Consider the following 24,799-nt stretch of genomic DNA (forward strand, 5'->3'; position numbering starts at 1 on the left):
GGTTGAGGTCAGGCGTGGCCGGCGGAAACGCTGAGATGCGCCAGATCGATGCCGATCGAAGCGAGGATGCGGTCGTATTTGCGCTCGATGTCTGCGTCGAACAGCATGCCCATGTCGGCGGGGCACGTCAGCCAGCCGTTCTCGGCGATCTCGCTCTCAAGCTGCCCGGCGCCCCAACCGGCATAGCCCAGAGCCATCAGCGCGTGACGCGGGCCGCGCCCGGTCGAGATGGCCCGCAAAATGTCCACGGTGGCGGTGAGGCAGATCTCCTCGGATACGGGCAGCGAGGATTCCACGCGATAATCGTCGGAGTGAAGGACAAAACCGCGGCTGCGGTCGACAGGGCCGCCGTTTCGCACGACGAAATCGCGCGCCGTGGCCGGGAGCCGGATCACCTCGTGCTCTTTCATGATGCCGAGTTGCACGATGAGATCGGGGAACCGCATCTTCTGGGCCTGGTTGATGATCAGCCCCATGGCGCCTTCTTCACTATGCGCGCAGACGTAGATCACAGAGCGAGCGAAGCGGTCATCCTTCATGCCGGGCATGGCGATGAGGAAGTGGTCGTCCAGAAAACCCCGGGCGCCCGCCGAGGTCTTTCGCCGCAACAGATCCATGACGCAAACGTAACGCGTTTCCGTCGGCGTTTGAAGGCCGCGAGCGACGAAACTTCCTGCCTGAGGCGTGATTTGTGCATGCACTTTGGTGACGACTCACGCAGTTATGATGGCAGGAGTCGCTTCGTGCGTTGCAAAAGCGCTCCTTTCCACACAAAGAGGCTCGCATGCGCCTGCCGCTCCTCTCCATTTCGCTGACCCTGCTGGCCGGCTCGCCGGTGCTGGCGTCTTCAAGCGCGTGGCACGAAGCCGAGGGTGTGCGCCTTCGCCTTGTCACCAGCGGGCAGGCGGATGCGAGCGGAACGCTCAAGGGCGCGCTGCAGATCGACCTCCACCGGGAGTGGAAGACCTATTGGCGGGATCCAGGCGGATCCGGCGTTCCACCCAGCATCGACATCTCCGGTAGCGCGAACATCGCGTCGCTGGACATCGGATATCCTGCGCCGACGCGCTTCAACGACGAATCCGGCCCGTGGGTGGGCTACAAGCACTCCCTTGCATTGCCGGTGACGTTCCGTCTCGCAGCGCCCACTGAGCCCGCCAGGATCGTCGCCGAGGTCTTCATTGGCGTCTGTGAAACCATCTGTATCCCGGTGCAGGCTCGCTTCGAGGTCGACCCGGCGAGCGACCCCGGCAACCCTGAGGACGCAGCCCTGGTCGAACGGGCGGGAGCCGCGCTGCCGAGCGCCCCGCAGGAAGATTTCGGCGTGGAGCTGTTGTCGGCCGGCGAGGACCAACTCGTGGTGGAAGCGGCATTCCCCGGCGACGCCGCGGCCGTGGATCTCTTCCTCGCCGGAACCGAGGGCTACTCCCTCGGCCGACCCCACAAGGAGATCAGGGACGGCAAGGTCACCTTTGCGGTGCCGATCATAGATCGCCCGGCCGAGAAACCGGTTGGCGCGGGGCTTCCGTACACGCTCGTCACGCAGGCGGGCGCGGTCGCCGGCTCCATTCCCTTTCCATGAACGGCGGGCGCGCGCCTAGGCCGAATTCGCTGATGCCAGTCGATGCCGCCCCTTGCCGCCGGGGGACGGGCACTCTAACTCGGCAGGGACTGACGTAGCCAACATCCGAGAGGCAAGCATGACGATTTCCGTAGGCGAGAAACTGCCGGACGCCACCTTCAAGACCATCACGCCTGATGGCGCCAAGGACCTGACGACGGCCGACATCTTCGCCGGCAAGAAAGTGGTGCTGTTCGGCGTACCGGGCGCATTTACGCCGACCTGCAACAACAACCACCTGCCCGGCTATCTTGAGAACCACGAGGCGCTCCTCGCACGCGGCGTCGACACCATCGCCGTGGTGGCGACGAACGACCATCACGTGATGGGCGCCTGGGCACGCTTCACCGGCGGCGAAGGCAAGATCCTCTACCTCGCCGACGGCAATGGCGACTTCATCACGAAGGTCGGGCTGGACGCTGATTTCACCGCCCATGGCATGGGCCTTCGCTCCAAGCGCTTCTCGATGATCGTCGACGACGGAAAGGTCGTTGCCGTCAATGTCGAGACCAAGCCCGGCGTCAACGAATCCGGCGCGGCGCACATGCTGGAGCAGCTGGGAGCCTAGCTCCCGGCGCGAAGACGGCGCAGCGATGCTCGACATCGGCTGCGCCCTCTATCGGAGGCCGGACGGCAGTTCACAACTGAAGTCGTCACCTCGCGGCGCGCGGATCAGTTGCCCGGCGCGCCATTCCGCCCCTTCTTGAACGGCGCCATGCCCAGGCGCGCAAGCTCGTCGGCGCGCTCGTTCTCGATATGGCCGGCGTGGCCCTTGACCCAGTTCCAGGTGACCTTGTGACGCCGGTTGGCCTCGTCCAGCGCCTGCCAGAGCTCGCCGTTCTTCACCGGCTTCCTGTCGGCGGTTTTCCAGCCGTTCTTCTTCCAGCCATGGATCCACTTCGAGATACCGTCCATGACGTATTTGCTGTCGGTGTGAAGGTCGACCGTCACCGGCTCCTTCAGCGCTGACAGCGCCTGGATGGCGGCCATCAGCTCCATGCGGTTATTGGTCGTCACGGCCTCGCCGCCGGAAAGCTCCTTGGTCGTGCCGTTGAAGCGCAGGATGGCGCCCCAGCCGCCCGGCCCCGGATTGCCCGAGCACGCTCCGTCGGTAAAGATTTCAACTTTCTTCATGCCAGTCCGTACTCTGCCGCCGAGCGGATGCTGCGATGGAAACGAAGCTTGCGCACGAACTCCATCGGATCGCGCTTCTGGACCAGGGCGCCGTCGGGAATCGTCAGCCAGTCGTAGAGGCGGGTCAGCGTGAAGCGCAGCGCCGAGCCGCGCGCCAGAACCGGCAGCGCCGCCGCCTCCTCAGCCGTCAGCGGACGCACGGATTGATAGCCCGCGAGCAGTGCCTGCCCCTTGGTCAGGTTGAAGGATCCGTCCTTCTCGAAGCACCACGCGTTGAGACAAGTCGCCAGGTCATAGGCGTAGAGATCGTTGCAGGCGAAGTAGAAATCGATCAGACCCGAAAGCCGGTCGCCGAGGAAGAATACATTGTCCGGGAAGAGATCGGCATGGATGACGCCCGACGGCAGGTCCGCCGGCCAGCTCTGCGCCAGCACGCGAAAGTCCTCGTCCATCTCGCCCTGAAGGCTGGGCTCCACTTCATGCGCACGTTCGCGCGCCCCATCCCACAGCGCGCGCCAGCCCTCGAAGGCAAGCGCATTGGGCCGGGAGAGAGGGAAATCGCGGCCGGCAATGTGCAGTCCGGCGAGCGCGCTGCCGACCTCGCCGCAATGCCTGGCCGTCGGCCGACGAAGCCACATGCCTTCCAGGAACGTGATCAGCGCGGCCGGACGGCCGGCCAGCGTGCCGATAACCTGTCCGTCACGGCGATGCACGGGAAGCGGGCAGGAGATGCCCTTCTTCGCCAGATGCTCCATCAGTCCGAGGAAGAAGGGAAGGTCGTTCTTCTCGACCCGCTTCTCGTAGAGCGTCAGGATGAAAGAGGCTTTCGACGTGTGAAGGAGGAAGTTGGAATTTTCCGAACCCTCGGCGATGCCCTTGTAGGAGAGCAGGTCGCCGACCTCGTACTGCCGGAGGAACTCGCCGAGTTCGACCTCGGTGATGTCGGTGTAGACGGCCACGCTCACCTCGTCCCGTTCACGAACGCCATATCGGCGGAGGTCAGTTCCACGTCGCGCAGGACGCGCATGACCGGAAACTCCTCCGTCTCGGTGGCCGTGACGGCGAGATCGACGGAAACGTCGAAGCGGCTGCGGAACGCGTCGATGATCTCGTCGACGATGATCTCCGGCGCGGATGCCCCGGCGGAGAGGCCGAGGACGCGGATGTCGCCGATGTCGTCCCACGGGATCTCTGATGCGCGCTGAACCAGCAGGGACATCTTGGCCCCTGCCCGCTCGGCAACCTCGACCAGGCGGCGCGAGTTGGAGGAGTTGGGCGCGCCCACGACCAGGAACAGGTCGGCCCCGCAGGCCGTCTCCTTCACCGCCTCCTGGCGGTTGGTCGTCGCGTAGCAGATCGATTCCGCCGCGGCCGCCTGCATCTCAGGGAACCGTTCCTGCAGGACGCGTATGATGCCTGCCGTATCCTCGACCGAAAGCGTGGTCTGGGTGACGAAACCGAGCGCCGTGGCATCGGCGGGCGCGAAGCTGCGGGCGTCGGCTTCCGTCTCGATCAGCGTGACCGCGCCCTCCGGCAACTGTCCCATGGTGCCTATCACCTCGGGATGACCGGCGTGGCCGACCAGCAGGACGTGACGGCCTAGCCGCTGATGACGCATCGCCTGCTTGTGGACCTTCGAGACTAGCGGGCAGGTCGCGTCGAGGTAGAAGAGCTGGCGTGCCTGCGCGTCAGCCGGCACGGATTTCGGAACGCCATGGGCGGAGAACACGACCGGGCACTCGCGGTGGTCGGCCGGGATCTCGTGCAGTTCCTCGATGAACACCGCCCCGAGATTCTGCAGCCCTTCGACCACATAGCGGTTGTGCACGATCTCGTGGCGCACATAGACGGGCGCGCCGTACTTCTTTAGCGCAAGCACGACAATCTGGATCGCGCGGTCGACGCCGGCGCAGAAGCCGCGCGGCTGGCAGAGCCTGATCGTCAGGGGAGGTTTGGGAGCGAGCATGGAATCCTGAGCCTTCGACGCAGCCGACATGCGCATCGCCGCGGGCGGTGTCAAGGGCGCGCCGCCGCGCGACGCCGCCACGCCAGCACACCGAACACCGCGACCAGCGCGCCGGCCAGCCCGTACCAGGTCACCGCGTACTGCAGGTGATTGTTCGGAAGATCGAACATGGTGACACCGCCTTCGGGCAGCCCACCGGGATTGGGCGTGGCGTCAGCATCGATGAAGAATGGAACAACCTTGGTCGGATCGAGCCCGGCATTCGCAGCCATGGCGGTCAGATCCTTCCAGTAAAACACGTTCTTTGCAGGCTCGTTGTCGGGCACCAGCGACGACGGCTTGCCGGAGAGAGGATTGCGGGCCAATCCCGTGACCGTCACCTCTCCCGCAACCTGCCCCTCGGTGCGTGTCGCCGCTTCCTTCCGGTCGTAGGGCACGAACCCGCGATTGACCAGCGCGACGTGGCCGTCCGCCAACTCGAGCGGCGTGTAGACGTAGAAGCCCGCACCTCCCTTCCAGGTGGCAAGAAAATGCTGTTCCCGATCATGGAGGAACGCCCCGGCGACGCGAACCGGCTGGTAGTCGACGTCCGCCGTTTCGGCGAACCGCGCCTCGACCTCGGGCAGCGACAAAGGTTCGGAGGTGCGACGCGTCTCTATCGTCGCCAGCAGACCTTCCTTCCATTGCAGGCGCTCGACCTGCCAGGTGCCGAGTGCAAGGAGGATGGCCAGGCAAACCGCGGCGACTGCATAGCTGCGCCAGCCAAGCGGCTGACTGGCCTTCTCGGCTTCCGAGCCGCCCCTACCTGTCATGGCCGCGATCCAGCCGCCCCTCGGCGGCCTTGTTGGCATATTGCAGCGTGATGAGGACGCCTTTCATGAGGCGCAGCGGCACCAGGCAAAGGACAATCGCCAGAGGTATCCAGAGCAGGAAATGCAGCCAGAGGGGCGGCGCGTAGCTGAGTTCCAGCCACAAGGCGAGTCCGACCACGACGAAGCCCATGATCAGCATGACGAAGACCGCCGGCCCGTCGCCGGCGTCCGCAAAATCGTTCTCCAGGCCGCAGACCCCGCAACGCTTGGCAACCGTCAGGAAGCCCGAGAACAGACGGCCCTCCCCGCAGCGCGGACAACGGCCCTTCAGGCCAGCCGCGATCGGCTCCACGGGTGGCCAGGTCGCTTTGTCGTCCATCAGTCTGCTCCAAACGCAACGGGCGGCCGCGTCACCACGGCCGCCCGCAATACTACCACTCGAAACGGTCAGTGACCGGCCGCAATCGTCGCGCCAGAGGAAGCCCAGACGTAGATAGCGGCGAACAGGAACAGCCACACCACGTCGACGAAGTGCCAGTACCAGGCGGCGGCCTCGAAGCCGAAGTGCTGCTTCGGCGTGAAATCGCCAGCCATCGCCCGCAGCAGGCAGACCAGCAGGAAGATGGTGCCGACGAAGACGTGGAAGCCGTGGAAGCCGGTCGCCATGAAGAAGGTGGCGCCGTAGATGGAGTCCTTGAAGGCGAACGGAGCGTATACGTACTCGTAGGCCTGCACGAACGAGAAGAGCACGCCGAGCGCCACGGTGATCGCGAGGCCCCAGACCAGCCCCTTACGGTCGTTGTGCAGCAGCGCATGGTGCGCCCAGGTCACGGTGGTGCCCGACAGCAGCAGGATGATCGTGTTGTAGAGCGGCAGATGGAAGGGATCGAGAACCTCGATGCCCTTCGGAGGCCAGACGCCGCCGGTGTAGGCAGTACGAGCAACCTGCTCGGCATCGCCGGGGAACAGGCTGGCGTCGAAGAAAGCCCAGAACCAGGCCACGAAGAACATCACCTCGGAGGCGATGAACATGATCATGCCGTAGCGCAGGTGCAGCGACACGACGCGGGTATGGTGTCCCTGATGAGCTTCCTTGATCGTATCCGACCACCAGCCGAACATCGTGTAGAGCACGAGCAGGATGCCGATGACGAAGATCCAGGGGCTGGCGATGTTGACCCCGAAGAGGTTGAACTCGTTCCCCTTCAGATACTGCATGTAGGCGACGCCGCCGAGCGCCATGACGAACGCGCCCAGGGAGCCAAGGAAGGGCCAAGGGCTCGGATCGATGATGTGGTAGTCGTGATTCTTGGCGTGTGTGTCTGCCATTTTAGCCCCCGATGCTCTTACCGGCCTTGATTGCGTCCCCCCCTTCCACCGCCGCAGGCGCGTCGGCGACGGGCTTGGCGCCGTCGATCGGGAAGAATGTGTAGGACAGTGTGATTGTCTTGATGTTCTTCAGGTCCGGCAAATCGACGATGTCCGGATCGACGTAGAACACGACCGGCATGTCCATCGTCTCGCCGGGCTTCAGCGTCGTGTCCGTGAAACAGAAGCACTCGACCTTGTTGAAGTATGCGCCCGCCAGCTGCGGGGTCACATTGAATGTCGCGCGGCCGGCTGACGGCGTGCTGAAGACGTTCTTGGCCTCGTAGGCGATCTGCGCCGTCTCGCCGATCTTGACCGTCACGTCGCGCTGAACCGGCTTGAACTCCCAAGGCAGGCCACCCGAAACGTTGGCGTCGAAGCGGATCGTGATGTCCCGATCCAGGATGCGGTCGGAATACTGGTCGACGCGCTGCGTTGTGCCGCCATAGCCGGTAACCCGGCAGAACAGGTCGTAGAGCGGCACCGCCGCGTAGGCCATGCCGACCATGCCGGCGAAGAACGCGACGCATGCGCCCGCCATGACGCGGTTCGACTGGCGCGTCTTTGGATCGGTAACGGGGGTCGGATTGTTCATCGCCCCCTCACATCGCCCGGTCGAGAATGGACGGGCCGAGCTTCACGATGCTGACGATGTAGACCATGACCACGAAGATGATCAGCGCGACAGCGATCGCCACGGAGCGGCTGCGCTGCGCCTTCTTCTGCGCGTCGGTCGGCTTGACTGTCTCGATATCCACCGTGCTCACGCTCCACCCATGGCAAAGGCCCGTTCGAACACTGCGTCAGCCATGTAGGCAGCGAAGATCGCAAACAGGTAGAGCAGCGAATAGGCGAACAGCGCCTTGGCAGGCTTCATCTCACGGTCACCGTCCTGCATGCGCAGAACCTTCCACGAATACCAGACGAAGCCGGCGCCCAGACCCACGGCCACCACGCCATAGCCGGCGCTCGTGTAGCCGAGTGTCCAGGGGAGCACGCCGACCACAGCCACCACGACGGCATAGGCGAATATCTGCCGACGCGTCGATGCCTCGCCGGCCACATTCGGCATCATCGGGATGCCGACGCGGGCATAGTCGTCCGACTTGAACAGCGCCAGCGCCCAGAAATGGGGCGGCGTCCAGAGGAAGATGATCAGGAACAGGATGACGCTCTCGAGGCTGACAGCGCCCGTCACGGCCGCCCAGCCGATAACCGGTGGGAATGCCCCTGCCGCGCCGCCGATGACGATGTTCTGCGGCGTCAGGCGCTTCAGCCACATCGTGTAGACGACGGCGTAGAAAAAGATGGTGAAGGCGAGCAGCGCCGCCGACAGCCAGTTGACGAAGACGCCGAGCGTCATCGTCGAAAGTGCAGAAAGCACAAGACCGAAGCCGAGCGCCTCGCCGGGTTGGACACGGCCCGCCGGGATCGGACGGCTCCGGGTTCGCGTCATGACCGCGTCGATCTCCGCGTCATACCACATGTTGAGCGCGCCGGACGCGCCAGCTCCGACCGCGATGCACGCGATGGCTACGATGGCGATGAAGGGGTTCACCGTTCCCGGGGCTGCGACCAGCCCCACGAACGCCGTGAAGACGACCAGCGACATGACCCGCGGCTTCAGAAGCTGGATGAAATCGCCAGCGGTCGCCTCGGAGAGGCGATAGCCTGCGCTTTCAAATTGCTTGTTGTCGGCCATAGCCATTGCGTCAGTAATCCAGTCCATTTCGCCGAGGCCGCCGCTTGGGCGGCGACCTCTGTTTCAATCCACTGCCTACTTGATCTTCGGCAGCTGTTCCCACTGGTGGAACGGCGGCGGCGAAGGCAGCTGCCACTCCAGCGTCGTTGCGCCCTCGCCCCACGGATTCGCACCCGCCAAGCGCTTCTTCGAGAAGGCCTCGAAGACACCATAGAGGAACACGAACACGCCGAAGAAGGATAGGTACGAGCCGTAGGAGGACACCAGGTTCCAGCCGGCGAACGCATCCGGATAGTCAATGTAGCGGCGCGGCATTCCGGCGAGGCCGAGGAAGTGCTGCGGGAAGAAGATGATGTTCACGCCGATGAAGGTGATCCAGAAGTGCGTACGGGCGATGAGCGGCGAGTACATGTAGCCGGTCATCTTCGGGAACCAATAGTACCAGGCCGCGAAGATGGCGAACACGGCGCCCAGCGACAGCACGTAGTGGAAGTGCGCCACAACGTAATAGGTGTCGTGCAGCGAGCGGTCGAGGCCCGCATTGGCGAGCTGAACGCCCGTCACGCCGCCCACGGTGAACAGGAAGATGAAGCCGATCGACCACAGCATCGGTGTGCGCATGGAGATCGAGCCGCCCCACATGGTGGCGATCCACGAGAAGATCTTCACGCCCGTCGGCACCGCGATGACCATCGTCGCGAAGACGAAGTAGCGCTGCGTGTCGACCGAGATGCCGCTGGTATACATGTGGTGCGCCCACACGATGAAGCCCACGACGCCGATCGCGACCATCGCATAGGCCATGCCCAGATAACCGAAGATCGGCTTGCGCGAGAAGGTCGAGACGATGTGGCTGACAATGCCGAAGCCCGGCAGGATCAGGATGTACACCTCGGGGTGACCGAAGAACCAGAACAGGTGCTGGTAGAGGATCGGATCGCCGCCGCCTTCCGGCGCAAAGAATGCGGTGCTGAAGTTGCGATCGGTGAGCAGCATGGTGATGCCGCCAGCGAGGACCGGCAGAGACAGCAGGAGCAGGAAGGCGGTGATCAGCACCGACCATGCGAACAGCGGCATCTTGTGCAGGGTCATGCCCGGCGCGCGCATGTTGAAGATGGTGGTGATGAAGTTGATGGCGCCGAGGATGGACGACGCGCCGGCGATGTGCACCGAGAGAATCGCGAGATCCATGGCGGGACCAGGCTGACCCGAGGTCGCGAACGGCGGGTACATGGTCCAGCCGCCACCGGTGCCCCAGCCGCCGGCGGGACCCGGCACAAACAGCGACATCAGCAGAAGCAGGAACGCCGGCACCAGCAGCCAGAAAGAAATGTTGTTCATGCGCGGGAACGCCATGTCGGGCGCGCCGATCATCAGCGGCACCATCCAGTTGGCGAAGCCGCCGATCAGCGCCGGCATCACCATGAAGAAGATCATGATGAGGGCATGCATCGTGGTGAACACGTTGAACATGTGCTTGCCGGCGTCGAGAGCGGCATCGCCCTCCACGCCGTAGGTCATGGCGGCGAGACCATGGAAAATCTGAATGCCCGGCTCAGCCAGCTCCCAGCGCATCATGACGGACATGAGTCCGCCGATGATGCCCGCCATGATCGCGAAGATCAGATAGAGCGTGCCGATGTCCTTGTGGTTGGTCGAATACACCCAACGAACCCAGCCCCGCGGCTTGTGGTCGTGATGGTCATGAGCTGCAGCGCCTGCCATGTTCCCGCTCCGTAATCCTTATTCTACTCTCGTCGGCATCAATTGCCGGCGGCCGCAACTTTGCTCGTAGCTTCGATTTCAGCCATCAACGCCTTGTTGGCGCCAGGCAGGTCCGCCTTCGCGGCAGCGAACCAGGTGTCGTACTGGGGCTGAGACACGACCCGTATGGCGATGGGCATGAAGGCATGGTCCTTGCCGCAGAGCTCGGAGCACTGGCCGTAGTAGAGGCCCTCCTTCTCGGCATTGAACCAGATCTCGTTGATGCGCCCGGGCACCGCGTCGGTCTTGACGCCAAACGCCGGCATGGCGAAGGCGTGGATGACATCGGACGCCGTGACCAGCACGCGCACCTGCGTATTCACCGGAACGACCATCTCGTTGTCGACGGCGAGCAGACGCGGATAGGCGGCGCGATCTTCCTTGCCCGCCGCGGCGCGATCGGCGTCGGCCAGCATGGCGGAGTTGAAGGAGAGCGGGTCCTCGACCTGGTATTCGTAGTCCCAGTTCCACTGGTTGCCGGTCGCCTTCAGCGTCAGCTTGGCGTCCTCCGGCGGGCTATACTGAGCCGTCAGCAGCTGGAACGAGGGAATGGCGATCGCCAGCAGCGCCACGACGGGCGCAACCGTCCAGATCACCTCGATCATGGTGTTGTGGCTGGTTCGCGACGGAACGGGGTTAGCGCTCGCGCGAAACCTGATGATGCAATAGGCGAGCAGCACCAGCACGAGAAGCGTGATCGGGATGACGAACCAGAGGGTGTAAACCTCGAACCATTCGATCCCTTCCATGATCTTGGTCGCAGCAGGCTGAAAGCGCCACTGCCAGGGTTCCGGCTGCGCGCCAAAGGCGGCGGCAGTGGAGAGGAAGGTGGCAACGGCCGCGCCGCCCGCAACTAATTTTCTCATCGCCCTCGTGATCTCCCGAATTCTCCGGCGCGCCGCGAAATCAGCAGCCGCTTGCAGGCCAAAGAACAGAATCCCCAAGCCTTGCAGCGCGTTCAAACCATACTCTTTTACCGACCGCAAGAAAGGACGCCCGGCCCTCATGCGGCATTTTTGCGCGCGCACGGCATCTTGCACAACGTACGCACGTCGGCTTCCCCGAGAGCTTTCACCGACGGTGGCCTGCAACCCAATCGCCGCCCGGCGGCTCGCCCATGCAAGGCGCAGTCGCAATTCGGGCCAAATTCGGGGCAATTGTCCTTGAAATTGACGAATTCGACTGGTCCGGCAGGCGTTCATGACATCTACTAACAGCCTGACGGCTTCGCGCGCCGTGATTCGCTAAGGAATGGTAATGGGCTTGGGACTTTCGAAATCCTTGTTTGCAACGGCGCTGGCGGCCGCGGTTCTCGCTTCGCCGCAGGCAGGCGCCCAACAGACCGGCAAGGTGCGTTCGACCCATGGCGCATGGTCGATCATCTGTGACACGCCGGCCGGCGCCACTGCCGAACAATGCGCGATGATGCAGAATGTCGTCGCCGACGACCGGCCCGAAATCGGCCTTTCGGTGGTGGTGCTGCGCACTGCCGACAACAAGGCGGAGATCCTGCGCGTGCTGGCCCCGCTCGGCGTGCTCCTGCCCAACGGTCTCGGCCTCAATGTGGACGGCAAGGACATCGGCCGCGCCTATTTCGTGCGCTGCTTCCAGGACGGCTGCTATGCCGAGGTGATTCTCGAAAAGACCCTGCTCGACACTCTCTCCACCGGCAAGGCGGCTACCTTCATCGTCTTCCAGACGCCGGAAGAAGGCATCGGCATACCCGTCGACCTGAAGGGCTTTGGCGAGGGTTTTGCGGCCCTGCCGAAGTAAGCGACCGACCCGCACCGAGGCAGCGCTTTCGCGAGCGCCTTTCGAGGACAGGCCCTGCCCCCGATCTCTCCCGATGGCGGCTGCCAATGGTGATGGCCGGGGTCGCATTTTCCGCAACTGCGCCTGCACTGACGATCAGCCGAGGACGGCGGCGCGATTTTTCAGCTCGACCATGACCTACGCTGCCTCGAACAGCTCCACGACGTTGCCGGACGGATCCTCGCAGAGAATCTGGCGGCCACCGGGTCCCTCGACAATGTCATTCCTGAAGGGCACGCCATTGGCGCGTAGCGCCTCGACCACAGAGGGCAGATCGTCGACCTCGATGACGAATCGGTTCCACCCGCCGGGCTCGGGACGGCGTCCGTTTGGCATGGGGCGCGAGGCCGATGCCTGCGGCCCTGCAAGCCACAGCGTCATGCCCTCTCTCTCCAGGATGGCGATGACAGCTCCGAACTGCTGTTTCACCTTGAAGTCCAGGTGGCGCGTGTAGAATTCGATCGCTGTCGCGACATCATGAGCGAAGTAGCGGACTGTCGTCATGGTTCGGCCTCCTCTCCTTGCCGATCTAGTCCACGGCGGAACGTTTCCAAGTGGAAACCGCGAGGCAAAGCGCCTAGATCAGCAGCGATCAACACGAGACGCGCCATGCCCTCTTCCCTCATCCAGCAGTTCGACATTTCCGAAAACCGGCTGAAGGACCTCGTTGCCGACACGCTGCGCGGCGCCGATGACGGTGAGTTGTTCCTTGAATACAGCGAGGCGGAATCGCTGGTCTTCGACAACGGACGGCTGAAGACGGCCAACTTCAACACCGACCAGGGTTTTGGACTGCGCACCGTCGCCGGCGAGGCGACCGGCTATGCGCATTCGAGCGAACTGTCGGAGGCCGCCCTGCTGAGGGCGGCGGATGCGGTCTCGGCCGTCAAGGACGGCTATTCCGGCACGCTCGCTCACGCTCCGGCTCGCACCAACACGCATCTCTACGGCGAGGACAATCCGATTGCGGCGCCGGGCTTCGAGGCCAAGGCCAAGCTGCTGCAGGAGATCGACGCTTTCGTGCGCAACAAGGATCCGCGCGTGCGACAGGTCACCGCCTCGCTCGCCGCCTCGTGGCAGCATGTCGAGATCGTGCGCGGCGACGGCCAGATGGTGCGCGACATCCGTCCGCTTGTGCGCATGAACGTATCGGTGGTCGTCGGCGATGGAGACCGCCAGGAAACCGGCTCCTACGGCACCGGCGGACGCAAGAGCTTTGGCGAATTCCTCGCCGAGAGCAGCTGGCAGTTCGTCGCCGACGAGGCGCTGCGACAGGCGCTGGTCAACCTGCAGGCGGTGCCCGCCCCTGCCGGGACGTTCGACATCGTTTTGTCGGCCGGATGGCCGGGAATCATGCTGCACGAGGCCGTCGGCCACGGGCTGGAGGGTGACATCAATCGCAAGAAGACTTCTGCCTTCGCGGGCCTGCTCGGCCAGCAGGTGGCCGCCAAGGGCGTCACCGTCGTCGACGACGGCACCATTCCCGAGCGCCGCGGGTCTATCACGGTCGACGACGAGGGCACGCCGTCTGCGCGCAACGTGCTGATCGAGGACGGCAAGCTCGTCGGCTATATGCAGGACCGGCAGAACGCACGCCTGATGGGCATGAAGGCGACCGGCAACGGCCGCCGCGAAGGCTACGCGCACCAGCCGATGCCCCGCATGACCAACACCTATATGACCGGCGGCGACATAACGCCCGAAGAGATCATCGCCTCGGTCGACAAGGGCATCTACGCCGTCTCCTTCGGCGGCGGCCAGGTGGACATCACCAGCGGCAAGTTCGTGTTCGGCTGCACCGAGGCCTACATGATCGAAAACGGCAAGGTCACGCAGCCGATCAAGGGCGCCATGCTGATCGGCAACGGGCCGGACGCCATGCATCGCGTGTCTATGATCGGCAACGACATGAAGCTCGACCCCGGCATCGGCACCTGCGGCAAGGCCGGCCAGGGCGTGCCGGTCGGCGTCGGCCAGCCGCATCTCAGGATGAACCAGATGACTGTCGGCGGCACGCAGGCTTGACCTGCGCAGCAGCATGATCGGTCCTTTCTCCATCGTCGTGCTCACCGGCGCCGGCATCTCCGCCGAATCCGGCGTCGACACGTTCCGCGACACGGACGGCATCTGGTCGAAGGTGAACATCGAGGATGTCGCGACGCCGGAAGGATACGTCCGTGACCCCGAACGCGTGCACGCGTTCTACAACGACCGCCGGCGCGGCTTGCCGGGTGTTGTGCCGAACGCGGCCCATTTCGCTCTGGCGAAGCTCGAGCGGGAGTTTCAGGGCGAGTTCCTGCTGGTGACGCAGAACATTGACGACCTGCACGAGCGGGCCGGTTCGGCCAAGCTCATCCACATGCATGGCGAGCTTGTGAAGGCATTCTGCGACCGCTGCGGGCACAAGCTGGAATGGCGCGCCGATTTGTCGACCGGCGACGCATGTCCCGCCTGCCACGGCCATGGACGGCTGCGGCCGGACGTCGTGTGGTTCGGGGAAATGCCGTACCAGATGGACCGTATCTACGACGCGCTCGCGAAATGCGACCTGTTCGTCTCGATCGGCACCAGCGGCAACGTCTACCCTGCGGCCGGCTTCGTCGCGGAAGCGCGGGCGGCAGGTGCGCGCACCGTCGAACTCAATCTGGAGCCTTCGGAAGGCGCAAACCTGTTCCACCATGCGGTGCACGGCCCGGCGACGAAGATCGTGCCGGACTTCGTGGAGAGCGTGCTGCGCGGATAGGCGGCGCGGCCGATCCGACCCGGCCGCCCGCTTGACCCTTCACCTTCTCCGCTTGGGCTTCTCCAGCAGCGCCACCGCCTCGACGTGCGGCGACCACAAGAACTGGTCGACCGGCGTGACGGCCTTCAACTGGTAGCCGCCGGAAAGAAGGATCTCCAGGTCGCGGGCGAGCGTCGTCGGGTTGCAGGAGACCGCCGCCACTTTCGGCACCTCCGATTTCGCGATCTGCTTCGACTGATCCTCGGCGCCTGCGCGCGGCGGGTCGAACACGACGGCGTCGAAGGCGTTCAGTTCCTTGAAGGTCAGCGGGCGCCGAAACAGATCGCGCTTCTCTGGCGTAACGCGTTTCAGGCCGGTCGCCGAACGAAAGCCGCGGTCGAGCGCGGCAAGCGCCGGCGCGTCGCCCTCCACGGCGTGGACTTCGGACTGGCGGGCGAGGCGCAGGGCAAATGCCCCGCTGCCGGCAAACAGATCCGCCACACGCTTGGCCTTCGCAAGATGTGCGAGCACCAGCCCGGCCATGGCGTCCTCGGCGGCAGCAACCGCCTGGAGGAACCCGCCGGGCGGGGGCGTCACCACCGCACCGCCGAAATCCACCTGGGGCTTCCGCGGCTCCACGATGATCTCGCCATCGGTCGAGAGTCGAGCGCCGCCCTCGCGGATGATGAAGTCGGCCGCCGTGCGCCGCGCCGCCTCGGAGAGCTTCCCGCTGCCTTCGGCTGCGATGTCGAGGCCCGAGGCGGTGGCCGTGACCGTCATGTGAAAGGCCTGCGGCGTCGCGGCGATCAGCTTGGCAAGTTGGCGCAGCATCGGCAGCGCCGCCTCGATGGCTGGCACGGCGATCGGGCATTCGGCGATGTCGACGATCTCGTGCGAGAGCGCGCGGTTGTATCCAAGGAGCATCCCGGCTTCCGTGCGCCGCGCCGACAGCACCACCCGGCGGCGGGAGCGTTCCGGGCATGCAACCGTTTCCGCCACCGGCGCGTCGATGCCGCGCGACTTGAGCGCCTCGACCACCTTCGCGCGCTTCCAGGCGAGATAGGCCGAATGGTCCATGTGCTGCAGGGCGCAGCCGCCACAGACGGTGAAATGCCGGCATGCCGGCGGAACCCTCAAGGGCGAAGGCTCGATGACCGAGATCAGTTCTGCCCGGTCTTTTATACGCGCGGCGGTCACCACCTCGTTCGGCAGCACGAAAGGTATGAAGACGGGCTGGCGCTCGACATGGGCAATGCCGTCGCCCTGGGAGCCGAGGCGGTCGATCCGGTAGCGTGTCGTCACTGGTCTTTCACCCCTGCCAGCAGGAATTCGCGATTTCCGTCGCCACCTTCGATCGGCGACGGGCACCACCCGACGGCGCGCCAGCCTGGCTGGGCATCGAGCCAGGCGCTCAAGTCTTCGGCGATGCGCGGCGCGTCGTCTGGGTCGCGCAGCAAGCCACCCTTCCCGATCGCCTCGCGCCCGGCCTCGAATTGCGGCTTCACCAGAAACAGGCCGCGCGCGCCGGAGGCTGCCAGCACGAGCGCGTTTGGCAGCGCGAGTTTCAGGGAGATAAAGCTGACGTCGCAGACGAGGAAATCGGGAGCTTCCGGTACATGCTCGGCGCCAAGGTCACGGGCGTTCAGCCCTTCGAGCAGGGTCACGCGCGGATCGTCCGCAAGCACCTTCTCAAGTTGGCCGTGGCCGACGTCGATCGCCGTCACCTGCGCTGCGCCGCGCTCAAGCAGCACCTGCGTGAAGCCGCCGGTGGAAGCCCCGATATCGATCGCCCGGCAGCCGGCAGGGTCGAAGCCGAAATGGTCCAGACCGGCGATCAGCTTGAGCGCCGCGCGCGAGACATAGCGCTGCGCGGGATCGTCGATCGCAATCACGACTGTTTCGGGAACTCGAAGGCCGGGTTTGCCGGCAGGCCGTCCATCCACTGTCACGGTGCCGCGTTCGATGGCGTCACGGGCCCGCGAGCGTGTCGCGAAGTCGCCGCGGCTGACGAGCAGTTCGTCCAGGCGCGGGCGCGCTGTCGAGGGCGTGTCGGGATTCATCGGCCCTCATTGGCGAAAGCCGGTGCGGAACGCAAGCGGCAGCATCGGCAGGCCACCCGCCAAGGAACAGGAACGGGCGCGGCCGCGATCAGAAGATCCGGCGCGTCGCCCTGCGCTCGGTTGCAAGCGACAGCGTCCCACCTGCTCCGCTGTCGATGCTTTCCGGTTCTGCAGTCGCTACCGACGCGGGGAACTCCGCCTCGGGCAACCGCAAGAACACGGCTGCCTGACCGTGGTCGAAGCCGGCGCGGATCGCGCCGATCCTTGCCGCGACCTTCGCCTTCACGGCCGCCTCGAGCTTCCTGTCGTAGCGCATCTCGGCAACAGCCGAGGTCGCGAACGCGGCGAAAAGCGCCGCGCAAGCCAACATGGTCTTCATTTTCCCGCAGTCTCCCTGCCCACGGCGGGTTCTAGACGGGGCGGGCTAAAAAAGGCGCAAGGGAGACGGTAAGCAAACGCCCAAAGGAGAGCGTAAACAGGCAGTTAGCGAGCGCGGCCGAAATCTTGATTCAAGCCGGACGGCTCGCTTTCACCGACACAATATGCGCCAGTCCGAGTGGCGTCAGTCGACGCAAGCGGCGCACGTGGCGAGCCGCCACAGCGCTGACAGCAAAGGTTCGAAGTGCAACCAGATCCCGTCGGGGGAACGCGGCCAAGGTCAGGCGCGCGCGGCCGTGACTTCCTGGCCGAGGGCCGCGAACACCGTCGTCACGATGCCGGAAGCGTCGAGGCCGGCGTCGGCATACATCTTCTCGGGCTTGGCGTGATCGGTGAACTCGTCAGGCAGCACCAGCGGACGGACCTTGAGGCCACTTTCGAGCAGCCCTTCGCGCGCCAGGAAATGCAGCACATGCGTGGAGAAGCCTCCGATGGCCCCCTCCTCCACCGTTACCAGCACCTCGTGCGAGCGCGCGACGCGGCGGATCAGATCCTCGTCGAGCGGCTTTGCGAAGCGCGCATCGACGACGGTGGTAGAGAGCCCTGCGGCGCCCAGTTCCTCCGCAGCTGCGAGGCAATCCTGCAGACGCGTCCCGAACGAGAGCAAGGCGACCTTGCTGCCTTCGCACATGACCCGCGCCTTGCCGATCTCCAGCACGGAGCCGCGGTCTGGCATGTCAACGCCGACGCCATTGCCGCGCGGATAGCGGAAAGCGATCGGACCTTCGTCGTAGGCCGCTGCGGTCCGCACCATGTGCCGCAACTCCGCCTCGTCGGCCGCAGCCATCACCACGAAGCCGGGCAACGAGGCCAGGTAGGTGGTGTCGAACGCGCCGCAATGCGTCGCGCCATCGGCGCCGACATAGCCGGCCCGGTCGATCGGGAAGCGGACAGGCAAATTCTGGATGGCGACGTCATGCACCACCTGGTCGTAGGCGCGCTGCAGGAACGTCGAGTAGATCGCGCAGAACGGCTTCAGCCCCTCGGTCGCCATGCCGGCGGCGAAAGTCACCGCATGCTGCTCGGCGATGCCCACGTCGAAGATGCGGCTTGGAAACGCCTCGCCGAACAGGTCGAGGCCGGTCCCTGACGGCATGGCCGCGGTGATGGCGACGATCTTGTCGTCCGCGCGCGCCTCCTGGATCAGGCTGTCGGCAAAGACGCGCGTATAGGCCGGCGCGTTCGCAGGCGCCTTGGCCTGCGCACCGGTGATCACGTCGAACTTGTTGACGCCGTGATACTTGTCGCTGGCTTCCTCGGCCGGACCGTAGCCCTTGCCCTTCTTGGTGACGACATGGATCAGCACCGGACCGTCGTAGTTGTCGCGGACGTTCTTCAGCACCGGTATCAGATGCTCGAGATTGTGCCCGTCGATCGGCCCGATGTGATAAAAGCCCAGTTCCTCGAACAAGGTGCCGCCGGTGACATAGCCGCGCGCATGCTCGACGGCGCGGGTGATGGCGCGGTCGACACGGGTTCCGAGATAGGAGGTGAGCTTCTTGCCGAAGTCGCGCAGGCCCAGATAAGCGCGGCCCGAGGCCAGGCGCGCCAGATAGGCGCTCATTGCGCCGGTCGGCGGCGCAATCGACATGTCGTTGTCGTTGAGGATGACGATCAGCCGCGCATCCAGCGCACCGGCGTTGTTCATCGCCTCATAGGCCATGCCGGCGGACATGGCGCCATCTCCGATGACGGCAATCACATTGTTTCTGCCACCGGCGAGGTCGCGCGCAGCCGCCATGCCAAGGCCTGCCGAGATCGACGTCGACGAATGGGCCGCGCCGAACGGATCGTACTCGCTCTCGGCCCGTCTGGTGAAGCCGGAGAGACCGCCCTCCTGCCTGAGCGTGCGGATGCGGTCGCGACGACCGGTGAGTATCTTGTGCGGATAGGCCTGGTGGCCGACGTCCCAGATCAGGCGGTCGTCCGGCGTATCGAAGATATAGTGCAACGCGACCGTCAGCTCGACCACGCCGAGCCCTGCGCCGAGGTGCCCCCCGGTCTGCGAAACAGCATCGATGAGCTCGGCGCGCAGTTCGGCGGCGAGTTGCGGCAGTTCGCTCTCGTTCAGCGCGCGAAGGTCCGCAGGTATGCGGACGCGGTCGAGCAAGGGGGTCTTGGGAGCGGAGGGCACTGTTCTGGCGAACGATCCAATTGAAAGATTGATTCCGAGATAGTGGGCAAGCCCATGAAAGTAAATGCGCTGCCGTGACGCGCTGCCGTGCGGCGCTGCGAATTCAAGCCTGCGGGAGGGGAACGAACTCCTCTTCATCGCCGGGCACGATGTCGAAGCGGCCGGTGCGCCACTCTTCCTTGGCCTGCTCGATGCGCTCCTTGGAGGATGACACGAAGTTCCACCAGATATAGCGCTTCGAACCCAGGGATGCGCCGCCGAACAGCATGAAATGCGCGCCCTCTTCCGATGACACGACGATCTCGTCGCCCGGCCGGAAGACGAGAAGCCGGTCCGACGGAAAGCGGTCGCCGGCGATCACCACGTGGCCGGAGAGAACATAGATCGCGCGTTCTTCCGCATTCGCAGGAATCTGGACACTGCCGCCCGCATCCAGACGGACATCTGCATAAAGGGTGTCGGAGTACCCCTTCACTGGCGAGGCGAGCCCCTGGAAAGCGCCCATCACGAGCCGGCCTGAGGCGCCGTCGCCGTCGAACACCGGCAGGTCGCCGCGAACGGTATGCTCGAAGACGGGCGCCATTTCTTCCTTGCTGTCCGGCAGGGCAAGCCAGGTCTGCAGCCCGGAAATGGACATAGGATGGCCGCGCAGCTCCTCGGGCGAGCGCTCCGAATGGACGATCCCGCGGCCGGCCGTCATCAGGTTCACGTCGCCCGGCTCGATCACCATCTCCGTTCCCAGGGAATCGCGGTGCCTTATCTTGCCGTCGAACAGATAGGTGACGGTGGCGAGACCGATGTGCGGGTGCGGGCGCACGTCGAGCGCCTGGTCGGCGCGCAGGATCGCAGGCCCCATGCGGTCGAAGAAGATGAAAGGACCGACGAGCCGACGCCGCGCCGTCGGCAGCGCGCGCCGGACCTCAAAGCCGCCAATGTCCCTGGCGTTTGGAATGACCATCAGTTCGATGGCGTCGCACGAGAATGCGTCACCGGGCTCGGGATCACGGGCGGGGAAGAAACTCATTCGAACACGATGACCGGTTGTCTGGCGAAGCGCAATGCCGAACGTGCGCGGGCTTTTGCCGCGACTTCGTCGCGGTCTTTCGGCGGCTGATCGGTTTCCAGCGAGCCGAGCAGCAGGGAGGCTGCGGCCGCGACCTGATCCACGGCGCGATCGAACGACTTCCGGTTGCGTTGCGACGGCGCGTTGAAGCCCGAAAGCTTGCGCACGAACTGCAGGGCGGCGTCACGGATCTCCGCGTCCGTCGCCGGCGGCTCGAAATTGAACAACGGCTTGATGTTGCGGCACATGGGCGGACCTCCCCTGCCAGCTATCCTGCTTCCGGATCGCGCCCGATCCTCAACGTCGCCCCATCTGAACGGGTGACTTCGATGATGGTTTCAAGGCGGACCAGCCGGCGGTCGTGAGCGTCGACTTGCCCCGTGAGTCTGTCGACATTCCGCTCCAACCTTTCGACCTTGCCGGTCAGTTCCACGACTGTCTTGAGGCCAGCCATGATGTCGCCAAGGGCACTCATGCGCGCCGCCGCGCGGAAAGCTCCTGCAGCGTTTTCTCAATCTTTGCGTTGGTGCGGTCGACGGCGCGTGATGCTCTTTCCGCGCTGAGCCTGAACTCACGCGCCAGAACAGCGAGTTCCTCGAGCTGGCGCATCTCTTCCGGATCGTAAGCCTCCACCGATCGGCGAACGACTTCACCGACCGAGAGCCCGGCCTTGCGGGCCTTTGCCTCGAGATTGGACTTTTCGCCGGGGGTCATCAGCGTAACCACCCGCGCAGTCGCGGCTTCACGGCCAACATCCATGCCAGCCTCCTATGCACATGACATTATCATAGTCATCTGCGGGTCGGCATGCAAATTCACGGTGCGCCGGTTTGTGGCCAACGCCAGCGGCTCTCACTCCCCGTCGAGCGGCTCCACCCCGACCGGCTTGCCATCGCGGGAAAGGCGAATCTTTTCAACCTTGTCCTCGGCTGCCTTCAATAAACGGTCGCAATGCGCCTTCAGCGCCTCGCCGCGCTCATAGATGCGGATGGACTGGTCGAGCGGGACATCGCCGCGCTCCAGATCGTCGACGATCCGCTCCAGCGCATCGAGCGCCTGCTCGAAGCTCATCGCCTTGATATCTTCATTCACGGCTTCCGCCATCTGTCATCCTCTCAACAGCCGGCTCACATGCGCCGACACCGAATCCGAAAGTCCCTGCAGGTCGTAGCCGCCTTCAAGGATGCTCACCAGCCGGTTGTTCGAATAGCTGCCCGCGCACTCCATCAACCTGCCCGTCGCCCAGTCGAAATCGTCTTCCGTCAGATTGATCTCGGCCAGCGGATCGCGGTGATGCGCGTCGAAGCCGGCGGAGATGATGACCAGGTCCGGCCTGAAGTCATCGATCTTCGGAAGGACCCGCGACAGGAAGGCGTCGCGGAACAAGTCGCTGCCGGTATTGGGGCTCAGCGGGGCGTTGACGATGTTGCCGACGCCTGTTTCGGTCTTGGCGCCGGTGCCTGGATAGAGCGGCATCTGATGCGTAGAGCAGTAGAGCACCGACGGGTCTTCCCAGAAAATGTCCTGCGTGCCGTTGCCGTGATGGACGTCCCAGTCGACGATGGCGACGCGCTCCGCGCCGTGCCTCTTCTGGGCATGGCGCGCCGCGATGGCCGCTATGTTGAACAGGCAAAAACCCATGGCCGTCGTCTTCTCGGCGTGATGGCCGGGCGGGCGGGCGGCGATGAACACGTTGTCGGCTGCGCCCGTGAAGACGTCGTCGACGGCAGCGTTCGCCGCGCCGATGGCGTGGATCATAGCTTCCCAACTCCTCGGGCTGGCGGTGGTGTCGGCATCGATGCGGGCAATGCCCGTTTCGGGAACAGCGGCCCTCACCCGATCGACGAAGCTCTCCGGATGGGCATAGAGGATCGTCGCCTCGTCGCCGGCCGGCGCCTCCTTGCGGTCCAGCCGCGCAAAGGCCTCGTCGTCGAGAATGCGCTCGATCGCTCTCAGCCGGTCCGGCCGTTCCGGATGGCCGGGAGGCGTGATGTGTTCGAGAAAGATCGGGTGATGGTAGAGGCGCGTAACCATGTCCCGATATAGGCGCGTCGGTATCGTTTGACCATGCCGCGCGTCTTCAACTTCAACAGCCGAGGCAGTCAGGCGGCGGCAGCAAGTGCCTGGGCCAGATCGGCGACGAGGTCGTCGGGATGCTCCACCCCGATCGACAGGCGGATGGTCGTTTCAAGCACGCCGATGCGCTGGCGCACCTCCAACGGCACACCGGAGTGGGTCATGGCCGCTGGATGGCTGGCAAGCGACTCGGTGCCGCCGAGGCTGACCGCGAGCTTGAAGATCTGCAACGCATTGAGAAAGGCGAATGCGGCCTTCTCGCCGCCGCGGATATCGAAGGAGAAGGTGGAGCCGGCGCCCGTGCACTGCCTCGCGAAGACCTTGGCCGCAGGGGAGCCGGTGTCGAGGAATGGCGGATAGTGGACATGCGCGACACGCGCATGCTCGCGCAAGAACTCCGCGACCACCCTGGCATTGGCGTTGGCTTTCTCCATGCGGATGGACAGCGTCTCCAGCGATCGCCCGAGCATCCAGCAGGAATGCGGGTCGAGTTGGGTGCCGATGGCTCCGCGCAGAGCCTTGATCGGCATGGTGGCCTCCCGGCTGCCGAGCACGGCGCCAGCTATGAGGTCGGAATGGCCGCCCACATATTTCGTGAGGGAGTAAAGCGAGAGGTCCGCACCGTGATCCAGCGGACGCTGGAAGACCGGGCCGAGCAAGGTGTTGTCGCAGGCAACGACCGGGCGGAAACCCTGCCGTTCGGCAATCCTCTCCGCGACGCGGCGCATCATGACGACATCCACCAGGCTGTTGGTGGGATTGGCCGGAGTCTCCACAAGGATGACCGACACCCGGCCCCTAGCCATCGCGGCTTCGGCAGCGGCCGTCACCGCAGCCTCGTCGACCCCGTCCGAAAACCCGACCGCCCCGACGTTCAGCCCCGCGAAGGTGCGCGCGAGCAGCGTTTCCGTGCCGCCGTAGAGCGGCTGCGAGTGCAGGATCACGTCGCCCGGTCGCACGAGCGCCAGCAGCGTCGTCGCAATCGCCGCCATGCCCGAAGAGAAAAGCACGCCGGCTTCCGCACCTTCGTACACAGCCAGGCGATCCTCGACGATCTCGCTGTTGGGATGGTTAAAGCGCGAATAGACCAGGCCGGCGCCCGCACCCTCCGGCGCCTCCCTGCGCCCCGACACGAAGTCGAAGAAGTCGCGCCCCTCCTCCGCCGTCTTGAACACGAACGTCGATGTGAGGAACACCGGCGGCTTGACCGCGCCTTCTGAAAGCTCCGGATCGAATCCGTAGCCGAGCATCAGCGTCTCGGGATGGAGCCTGTGGTTGCCGATGTGGGTCTTGGAAGGGCGCGGTGCGGTCACGGCCATTCTCCTCGTGCGAGCGGACAATTTTCGGGAGGGGAGCGTCGCGCCACCGCGCGGGCCGCGCAAGCCCCAATGGGAGCCGCCACCGCTCCAGGCTCAGGCCCGCAGGCCCTCCATCATCGCCTTGAATGCGGTCACGGCACACCTGGACGTGGCTTCCGGATCCTCCGAGTTCGCGATCCATTGGGCCGCGTAGAGCGAGGCGCCGCTCAGCAGGCGGGCCGCCGCCTCCGGATCGATGTCCGCCCGGACCACGCCGTCCTCCCTCAGCCGCACCAGATTGCGGGAGATCGAGGACACGCAGGCGCTGGCGTTCGGCCATCGCGACGGATCGCCAAGGACGGCCGGACCGTCGCAGTGGACGATGCGCTGGATCTCCGGCTCGAGCGCCATCTCCACATAGGCGACGTTCTCGTCGACGAACCCCTGCCAGCGCGTCGGCGCACTCGCAGAGATGCCGTTCAGCTTCTGCGCCATCTCGGCATCGATCTGCATGATCACGGCCTCGAGCAGACCCTTCTTGTCGCCGAAGTGGTGATAGAGCGCGCCACGCGTCAGCCCGCAGGCGGCGGTGAAATCGTCCATGGAGGCATCCGCATAGCCAACCTTGCCGAACGCCTCCCGGCCAGCGGCGATCAGCTTGGCTCGGGTTTCCGCGATCATTTCCTTGCGTGGCCGATGCGCCATCAGTGCACTGCTCCAATCACATACGTCACGTACGCCAATTGACATACGCCCCGTATGAATTTATCTCGACAGACATACGTCGCGTATGTGAATGATGTAGTCGACCGCCGACGATTTGTCGAGG

Annotated in this window: 30 protein-coding genes; 5 read left to right on the forward strand and 25 right to left on the reverse strand. The window is 64.8% G+C overall.

Going from position 1 to position 24,799, the window contains the following annotated elements:
* Nucleotides 1-8: 8 nt before the first annotated feature.
* Nucleotides 9-617, reverse strand: coding sequence for a YqgE/AlgH family protein (locus tag PD284_RS19405; RefSeq protein WP_274629777.1), 609 nt, complete (start codon nt 615-617; stop codon nt 9-11).
* A gap of 167 nt (nt 618-784) precedes the next feature.
* On the opposite strand from PD284_RS19405, the gene PD284_RS19410 reads away from it, so the two are divergent.
* Nucleotides 785-1,582 (forward strand): protein-disulfide reductase DsbD domain-containing protein, encoded by a 798-nt coding sequence (locus tag PD284_RS19410; protein WP_274629778.1) that lies wholly within the window; start codon nt 785-787, stop codon nt 1,580-1,582.
* 118 nt (nt 1,583-1,700) lie between these two features.
* Nucleotides 1,701-2,189, forward strand: a complete 489-nt coding sequence (locus tag PD284_RS19415) for a peroxiredoxin (protein WP_274629779.1) — start codon at nt 1,701-1,703, stop codon at nt 2,187-2,189.
* Between the two features lie 104 nt (nt 2,190-2,293).
* Here the strand turns inward: PD284_RS19415 and rnhA are convergent, their stop codons facing one another.
* The 11 genes from rnhA to coxB all read right to left on the reverse strand — a co-directional run bounded on the left by rnhA (nt 2,294) and on the right by coxB (nt 11,233).
* Nucleotides 2,294-2,755 carry a ribonuclease HI gene (rnhA, locus tag PD284_RS19420; RefSeq protein ID WP_274629780.1) on the reverse strand — a complete coding sequence of 154 codons (462 nt, stop codon included), beginning with the start codon at nt 2,753-2,755 and terminating at the stop codon, nt 2,294-2,296.
* Nucleotides 2,752-3,714, reverse strand: coding sequence for a homoserine kinase (locus PD284_RS19425; protein ID WP_274629781.1), 963 nt, complete (start codon nt 3,712-3,714; stop codon nt 2,752-2,754). Before PD284_RS19425 ends, rnhA begins: the two co-directional genes overlap by 4 nt.
* 2 nt (nt 3,715-3,716) lie before the next feature.
* Nucleotides 3,717-4,721, reverse strand: coding sequence for a 4-hydroxy-3-methylbut-2-enyl diphosphate reductase (gene ispH, locus PD284_RS19430; protein WP_274630706.1), 1,005 nt, complete (start codon nt 4,719-4,721; stop codon nt 3,717-3,719).
* 50 nt (nt 4,722-4,771) lie between these two features.
* Nucleotides 4,772-5,533, reverse strand: a complete 762-nt coding sequence (locus tag PD284_RS19435; protein WP_274629782.1) for an SURF1 family protein — start codon at nt 5,531-5,533, stop codon at nt 4,772-4,774.
* Complete coding sequence (locus PD284_RS19440; RefSeq protein WP_274630707.1) at nt 5,523-5,915, reverse strand: DUF983 domain-containing protein; 393 nt, start codon at nt 5,913-5,915, stop codon at nt 5,523-5,525. The genes PD284_RS19435 and PD284_RS19440 overlap by 11 nt, the downstream gene beginning before the upstream one ends.
* Before the next feature lie 65 nt (nt 5,916-5,980).
* Nucleotides 5,981-6,862, reverse strand: a complete 882-nt coding sequence (locus PD284_RS19445) for a cytochrome c oxidase subunit 3 (protein ID WP_274629783.1) — start codon at nt 6,860-6,862, stop codon at nt 5,981-5,983.
* Between the two features lies 1 nt (nt 6,863).
* Nucleotides 6,864-7,496, reverse strand: coding sequence for a cytochrome c oxidase assembly protein (locus PD284_RS19450; RefSeq protein ID WP_274629784.1), 633 nt, complete (start codon nt 7,494-7,496; stop codon nt 6,864-6,866).
* Between the two features lie 7 nt (nt 7,497-7,503).
* Entirely contained in the window at nt 7,504-7,659 is a 156-nt protein-coding gene (locus tag PD284_RS19455; RefSeq protein ID WP_274629785.1) for a hypothetical protein, read from the reverse strand.
* A 5-nt stretch (nt 7,660-7,664) separates the two neighbouring features.
* Nucleotides 7,665-8,609, reverse strand: coding sequence for a heme o synthase (locus PD284_RS19460; RefSeq protein WP_274629786.1), 945 nt, complete (start codon nt 8,607-8,609; stop codon nt 7,665-7,667).
* Nucleotides 8,610-8,678: 69 nt separating this feature from the next.
* Nucleotides 8,679-10,328 carry a cytochrome c oxidase subunit I gene (gene ctaD / locus PD284_RS19465; RefSeq protein WP_274629787.1) on the reverse strand — a complete coding sequence of 550 codons (1,650 nt, stop codon included), beginning with the start codon at nt 10,326-10,328 and terminating at the stop codon, nt 8,679-8,681.
* A gap of 38 nt (nt 10,329-10,366) precedes the next feature.
* Nucleotides 10,367-11,233: a cytochrome c oxidase subunit II gene (coxB, locus tag PD284_RS19470; RefSeq protein WP_274629788.1), complete on the reverse strand. Its 867-nt coding sequence runs from the start codon at nt 11,231-11,233 to the stop codon at nt 10,367-10,369.
* Between the two features lie 391 nt (nt 11,234-11,624).
* Here coxB and PD284_RS19475 point away from each other — a divergent pair, with 391 nt between their 5' ends.
* Nucleotides 11,625-12,140 (forward strand): invasion associated locus B family protein, encoded by a 516-nt coding sequence (locus tag PD284_RS19475; protein WP_274629789.1) that lies wholly within the window; start codon nt 11,625-11,627, stop codon nt 12,138-12,140.
* A 177-nt stretch (nt 12,141-12,317) separates the two neighbouring features.
* Here the strand turns inward: PD284_RS19475 and PD284_RS19480 are convergent, their stop codons facing one another.
* Nucleotides 12,318-12,683 carry a VOC family protein gene (locus tag PD284_RS19480; protein ID WP_274629790.1) on the reverse strand — a complete coding sequence of 122 codons (366 nt, stop codon included), beginning with the start codon at nt 12,681-12,683 and terminating at the stop codon, nt 12,318-12,320.
* A gap of 105 nt (nt 12,684-12,788) precedes the next feature.
* Here PD284_RS19480 and tldD point away from each other — a divergent pair, with 105 nt between their 5' ends.
* On the forward strand, nt 12,789-14,204 hold the full coding sequence (tldD, locus tag PD284_RS19485) for a metalloprotease TldD (protein ID WP_274629791.1): 1,416 nt from the start codon (nt 12,789-12,791) through the stop codon (nt 14,202-14,204).
* A 13-nt stretch (nt 14,205-14,217) separates the two neighbouring features.
* Nucleotides 14,218-14,922: a Sir2 family NAD+-dependent deacetylase gene (cobB, locus tag PD284_RS19490; RefSeq protein ID WP_274629792.1), complete on the forward strand. Its 705-nt coding sequence runs from the start codon at nt 14,218-14,220 to the stop codon at nt 14,920-14,922.
* A gap of 39 nt (nt 14,923-14,961) precedes the next feature.
* Here the strand turns inward: cobB and PD284_RS19495 are convergent, their stop codons facing one another.
* The 12 genes from PD284_RS19495 to PD284_RS19550 all read right to left on the reverse strand — a co-directional run bounded on the left by PD284_RS19495 (nt 14,962) and on the right by PD284_RS19550 (nt 24,675).
* Nucleotides 14,962-16,203, reverse strand: a complete 1,242-nt coding sequence (locus tag PD284_RS19495) for a class I SAM-dependent RNA methyltransferase (protein WP_274629793.1) — start codon at nt 16,201-16,203, stop codon at nt 14,962-14,964.
* On the reverse strand, nt 16,200-16,961 hold the full coding sequence (locus PD284_RS19500) for a TlyA family RNA methyltransferase (RefSeq protein WP_274629794.1): 762 nt from the start codon (nt 16,959-16,961) through the stop codon (nt 16,200-16,202). Before PD284_RS19500 ends, PD284_RS19495 begins: the two co-directional genes overlap by 4 nt.
* A gap of 88 nt (nt 16,962-17,049) precedes the next feature.
* Nucleotides 17,050-17,340, reverse strand: a complete 291-nt coding sequence (locus PD284_RS19505) for a hypothetical protein (protein ID WP_274629795.1) — start codon at nt 17,338-17,340, stop codon at nt 17,050-17,052.
* Nucleotides 17,341-17,619: 279 nt separating this feature from the next.
* Nucleotides 17,620-19,533, reverse strand: a complete 1,914-nt coding sequence (dxs, locus tag PD284_RS19510; protein ID WP_274629796.1) for a 1-deoxy-D-xylulose-5-phosphate synthase — start codon at nt 19,531-19,533, stop codon at nt 17,620-17,622.
* Between the two features lie 103 nt (nt 19,534-19,636).
* Nucleotides 19,637-20,557, reverse strand: a complete 921-nt coding sequence (locus tag PD284_RS19515) for a pirin family protein (protein WP_274629797.1) — start codon at nt 20,555-20,557, stop codon at nt 19,637-19,639.
* A complete protein-coding gene (locus PD284_RS19520; RefSeq protein ID WP_274629798.1) occupies nt 20,554-20,844 on the reverse strand; it encodes a DUF2277 domain-containing protein in 291 nt (96 codons plus the stop codon). The genes PD284_RS19515 and PD284_RS19520 overlap by 4 nt, the downstream gene beginning before the upstream one ends.
* A 20-nt stretch (nt 20,845-20,864) precedes the next feature.
* Nucleotides 20,865-21,071, reverse strand: a complete 207-nt coding sequence (locus PD284_RS19525; RefSeq protein WP_274629799.1) for a hypothetical protein — start codon at nt 21,069-21,071, stop codon at nt 20,865-20,867.
* The gene (locus tag PD284_RS19530) at nt 21,068-21,355 is read right to left on the reverse strand and encodes a hypothetical protein (RefSeq protein WP_274629800.1); all 288 of its coding nucleotides are present in this window, start codon (nt 21,353-21,355) and stop codon (nt 21,068-21,070) included. Before PD284_RS19530 ends, PD284_RS19525 begins: the two co-directional genes overlap by 4 nt.
* Before the next feature lie 93 nt (nt 21,356-21,448).
* Nucleotides 21,449-21,700 (reverse strand): exodeoxyribonuclease VII small subunit, encoded by a 252-nt coding sequence (locus PD284_RS19535; protein WP_274629801.1) that lies wholly within the window; start codon nt 21,698-21,700, stop codon nt 21,449-21,451.
* A 3-nt stretch (nt 21,701-21,703) separates the two neighbouring features.
* A complete protein-coding gene (locus tag PD284_RS19540; RefSeq protein ID WP_274629802.1) occupies nt 21,704-22,630 on the reverse strand; it encodes a histone deacetylase family protein in 927 nt (308 codons plus the stop codon).
* Between the two features lie 68 nt (nt 22,631-22,698).
* Nucleotides 22,699-23,985, reverse strand: a complete 1,287-nt coding sequence (locus tag PD284_RS19545) for a cystathionine gamma-synthase family protein (protein ID WP_274629803.1) — start codon at nt 23,983-23,985, stop codon at nt 22,699-22,701.
* 99 nt (nt 23,986-24,084) lie between these two features.
* Nucleotides 24,085-24,675: a TetR/AcrR family transcriptional regulator gene (locus PD284_RS19550; protein ID WP_274629804.1), complete on the reverse strand. Its 591-nt coding sequence runs from the start codon at nt 24,673-24,675 to the stop codon at nt 24,085-24,087.
* Nucleotides 24,676-24,799: the final 124 nt, after the last annotated feature.

The organism is Mesorhizobium shangrilense (assembly GCF_028826155.1).
Lineage (GTDB): Bacteria > Pseudomonadota > Alphaproteobacteria > Rhizobiales > Rhizobiaceae > Arvimicrobium > Arvimicrobium flavum.

Excerpts from the sequence above, each read along its gene's own strand:
- PD284_RS19405 (WP_274629777.1), bottom strand. The coding sequence starts at position 617 with ATGGATCTGTTGCGGCGAAAGACCTCGGCGGGCGCCCGGGGTTTTCTG.
- PD284_RS19410 (WP_274629778.1), top strand. The coding sequence starts at position 785 with ATGCGCCTGCCGCTCCTCTCCATTTCGCTGACCCTGCTGGCCGGCTCG.
- PD284_RS19415 (WP_274629779.1), top strand. The coding sequence starts at position 1,701 with ATGACGATTTCCGTAGGCGAGAAACTGCCGGACGCCACCTTCAAGACC.
- rnhA (WP_274629780.1), bottom strand. The coding sequence starts at position 2,755 with ATGAAGAAAGTTGAAATCTTTACCGACGGAGCGTGCTCGGGCAATCCG.
- ispH (WP_274630706.1), bottom strand. The coding sequence starts at position 4,721 with ATGCTCGCTCCCAAACCTCCCCTGACGATCAGGCTCTGCCAGCCGCGC.
- PD284_RS19435 (WP_274629782.1), bottom strand. The coding sequence starts at position 5,533 with ATGACAGGTAGGGGCGGCTCGGAAGCCGAGAAGGCCAGTCAGCCGCTT.
- PD284_RS19445 (WP_274629783.1), bottom strand. The coding sequence starts at position 6,862 with ATGGCAGACACACACGCCAAGAATCACGACTACCACATCATCGATCCG.
- PD284_RS19450 (WP_274629784.1), bottom strand. The coding sequence starts at position 7,496 with ATGAACAATCCGACCCCCGTTACCGATCCAAAGACGCGCCAGTCGAAC.
- PD284_RS19460 (WP_274629786.1), bottom strand. The coding sequence starts at position 8,609 with ATGGCTATGGCCGACAACAAGCAATTTGAAAGCGCAGGCTATCGCCTC.
- ctaD (WP_274629787.1), bottom strand. The coding sequence starts at position 10,328 with ATGGCAGGCGCTGCAGCTCATGACCATCACGACCACAAGCCGCGGGGC.
- coxB (WP_274629788.1), bottom strand. The coding sequence starts at position 11,233 with ATGAGAAAATTAGTTGCGGGCGGCGCGGCCGTTGCCACCTTCCTCTCC.
- PD284_RS19475 (WP_274629789.1), top strand. The coding sequence starts at position 11,625 with ATGGGCTTGGGACTTTCGAAATCCTTGTTTGCAACGGCGCTGGCGGCC.
- PD284_RS19480 (WP_274629790.1), bottom strand. The coding sequence starts at position 12,683 with ATGACGACAGTCCGCTACTTCGCTCATGATGTCGCGACAGCGATCGAA.
- tldD (WP_274629791.1), top strand. The coding sequence starts at position 12,789 with ATGCCCTCTTCCCTCATCCAGCAGTTCGACATTTCCGAAAACCGGCTG.
- cobB (WP_274629792.1), top strand. The coding sequence starts at position 14,218 with ATGATCGGTCCTTTCTCCATCGTCGTGCTCACCGGCGCCGGCATCTCC.
- PD284_RS19500 (WP_274629794.1), bottom strand. The coding sequence starts at position 16,961 with ATGAATCCCGACACGCCCTCGACAGCGCGCCCGCGCCTGGACGAACTG.
- PD284_RS19505 (WP_274629795.1), bottom strand. The coding sequence starts at position 17,340 with ATGAAGACCATGTTGGCTTGCGCGGCGCTTTTCGCCGCGTTCGCGACC.
- PD284_RS19515 (WP_274629797.1), bottom strand. The coding sequence starts at position 20,557 with ATGAGTTTCTTCCCCGCCCGTGATCCCGAGCCCGGTGACGCATTCTCG.
- PD284_RS19520 (WP_274629798.1), bottom strand. The coding sequence starts at position 20,844 with ATGTGCCGCAACATCAAGCCGTTGTTCAATTTCGAGCCGCCGGCGACG.
- PD284_RS19525 (WP_274629799.1), bottom strand. The coding sequence starts at position 21,071 with ATGAGTGCCCTTGGCGACATCATGGCTGGCCTCAAGACAGTCGTGGAA.
- PD284_RS19530 (WP_274629800.1), bottom strand. The coding sequence starts at position 21,355 with ATGGATGTTGGCCGTGAAGCCGCGACTGCGCGGGTGGTTACGCTGATG.
- PD284_RS19535 (WP_274629801.1), bottom strand. The coding sequence starts at position 21,700 with ATGGCGGAAGCCGTGAATGAAGATATCAAGGCGATGAGCTTCGAGCAG.
- PD284_RS19540 (WP_274629802.1), bottom strand. The coding sequence starts at position 22,630 with ATGGTTACGCGCCTCTACCATCACCCGATCTTTCTCGAACACATCACG.
- PD284_RS19550 (WP_274629804.1), bottom strand. The coding sequence starts at position 24,675 with ATGGCGCATCGGCCACGCAAGGAAATGATCGCGGAAACCCGAGCCAAG.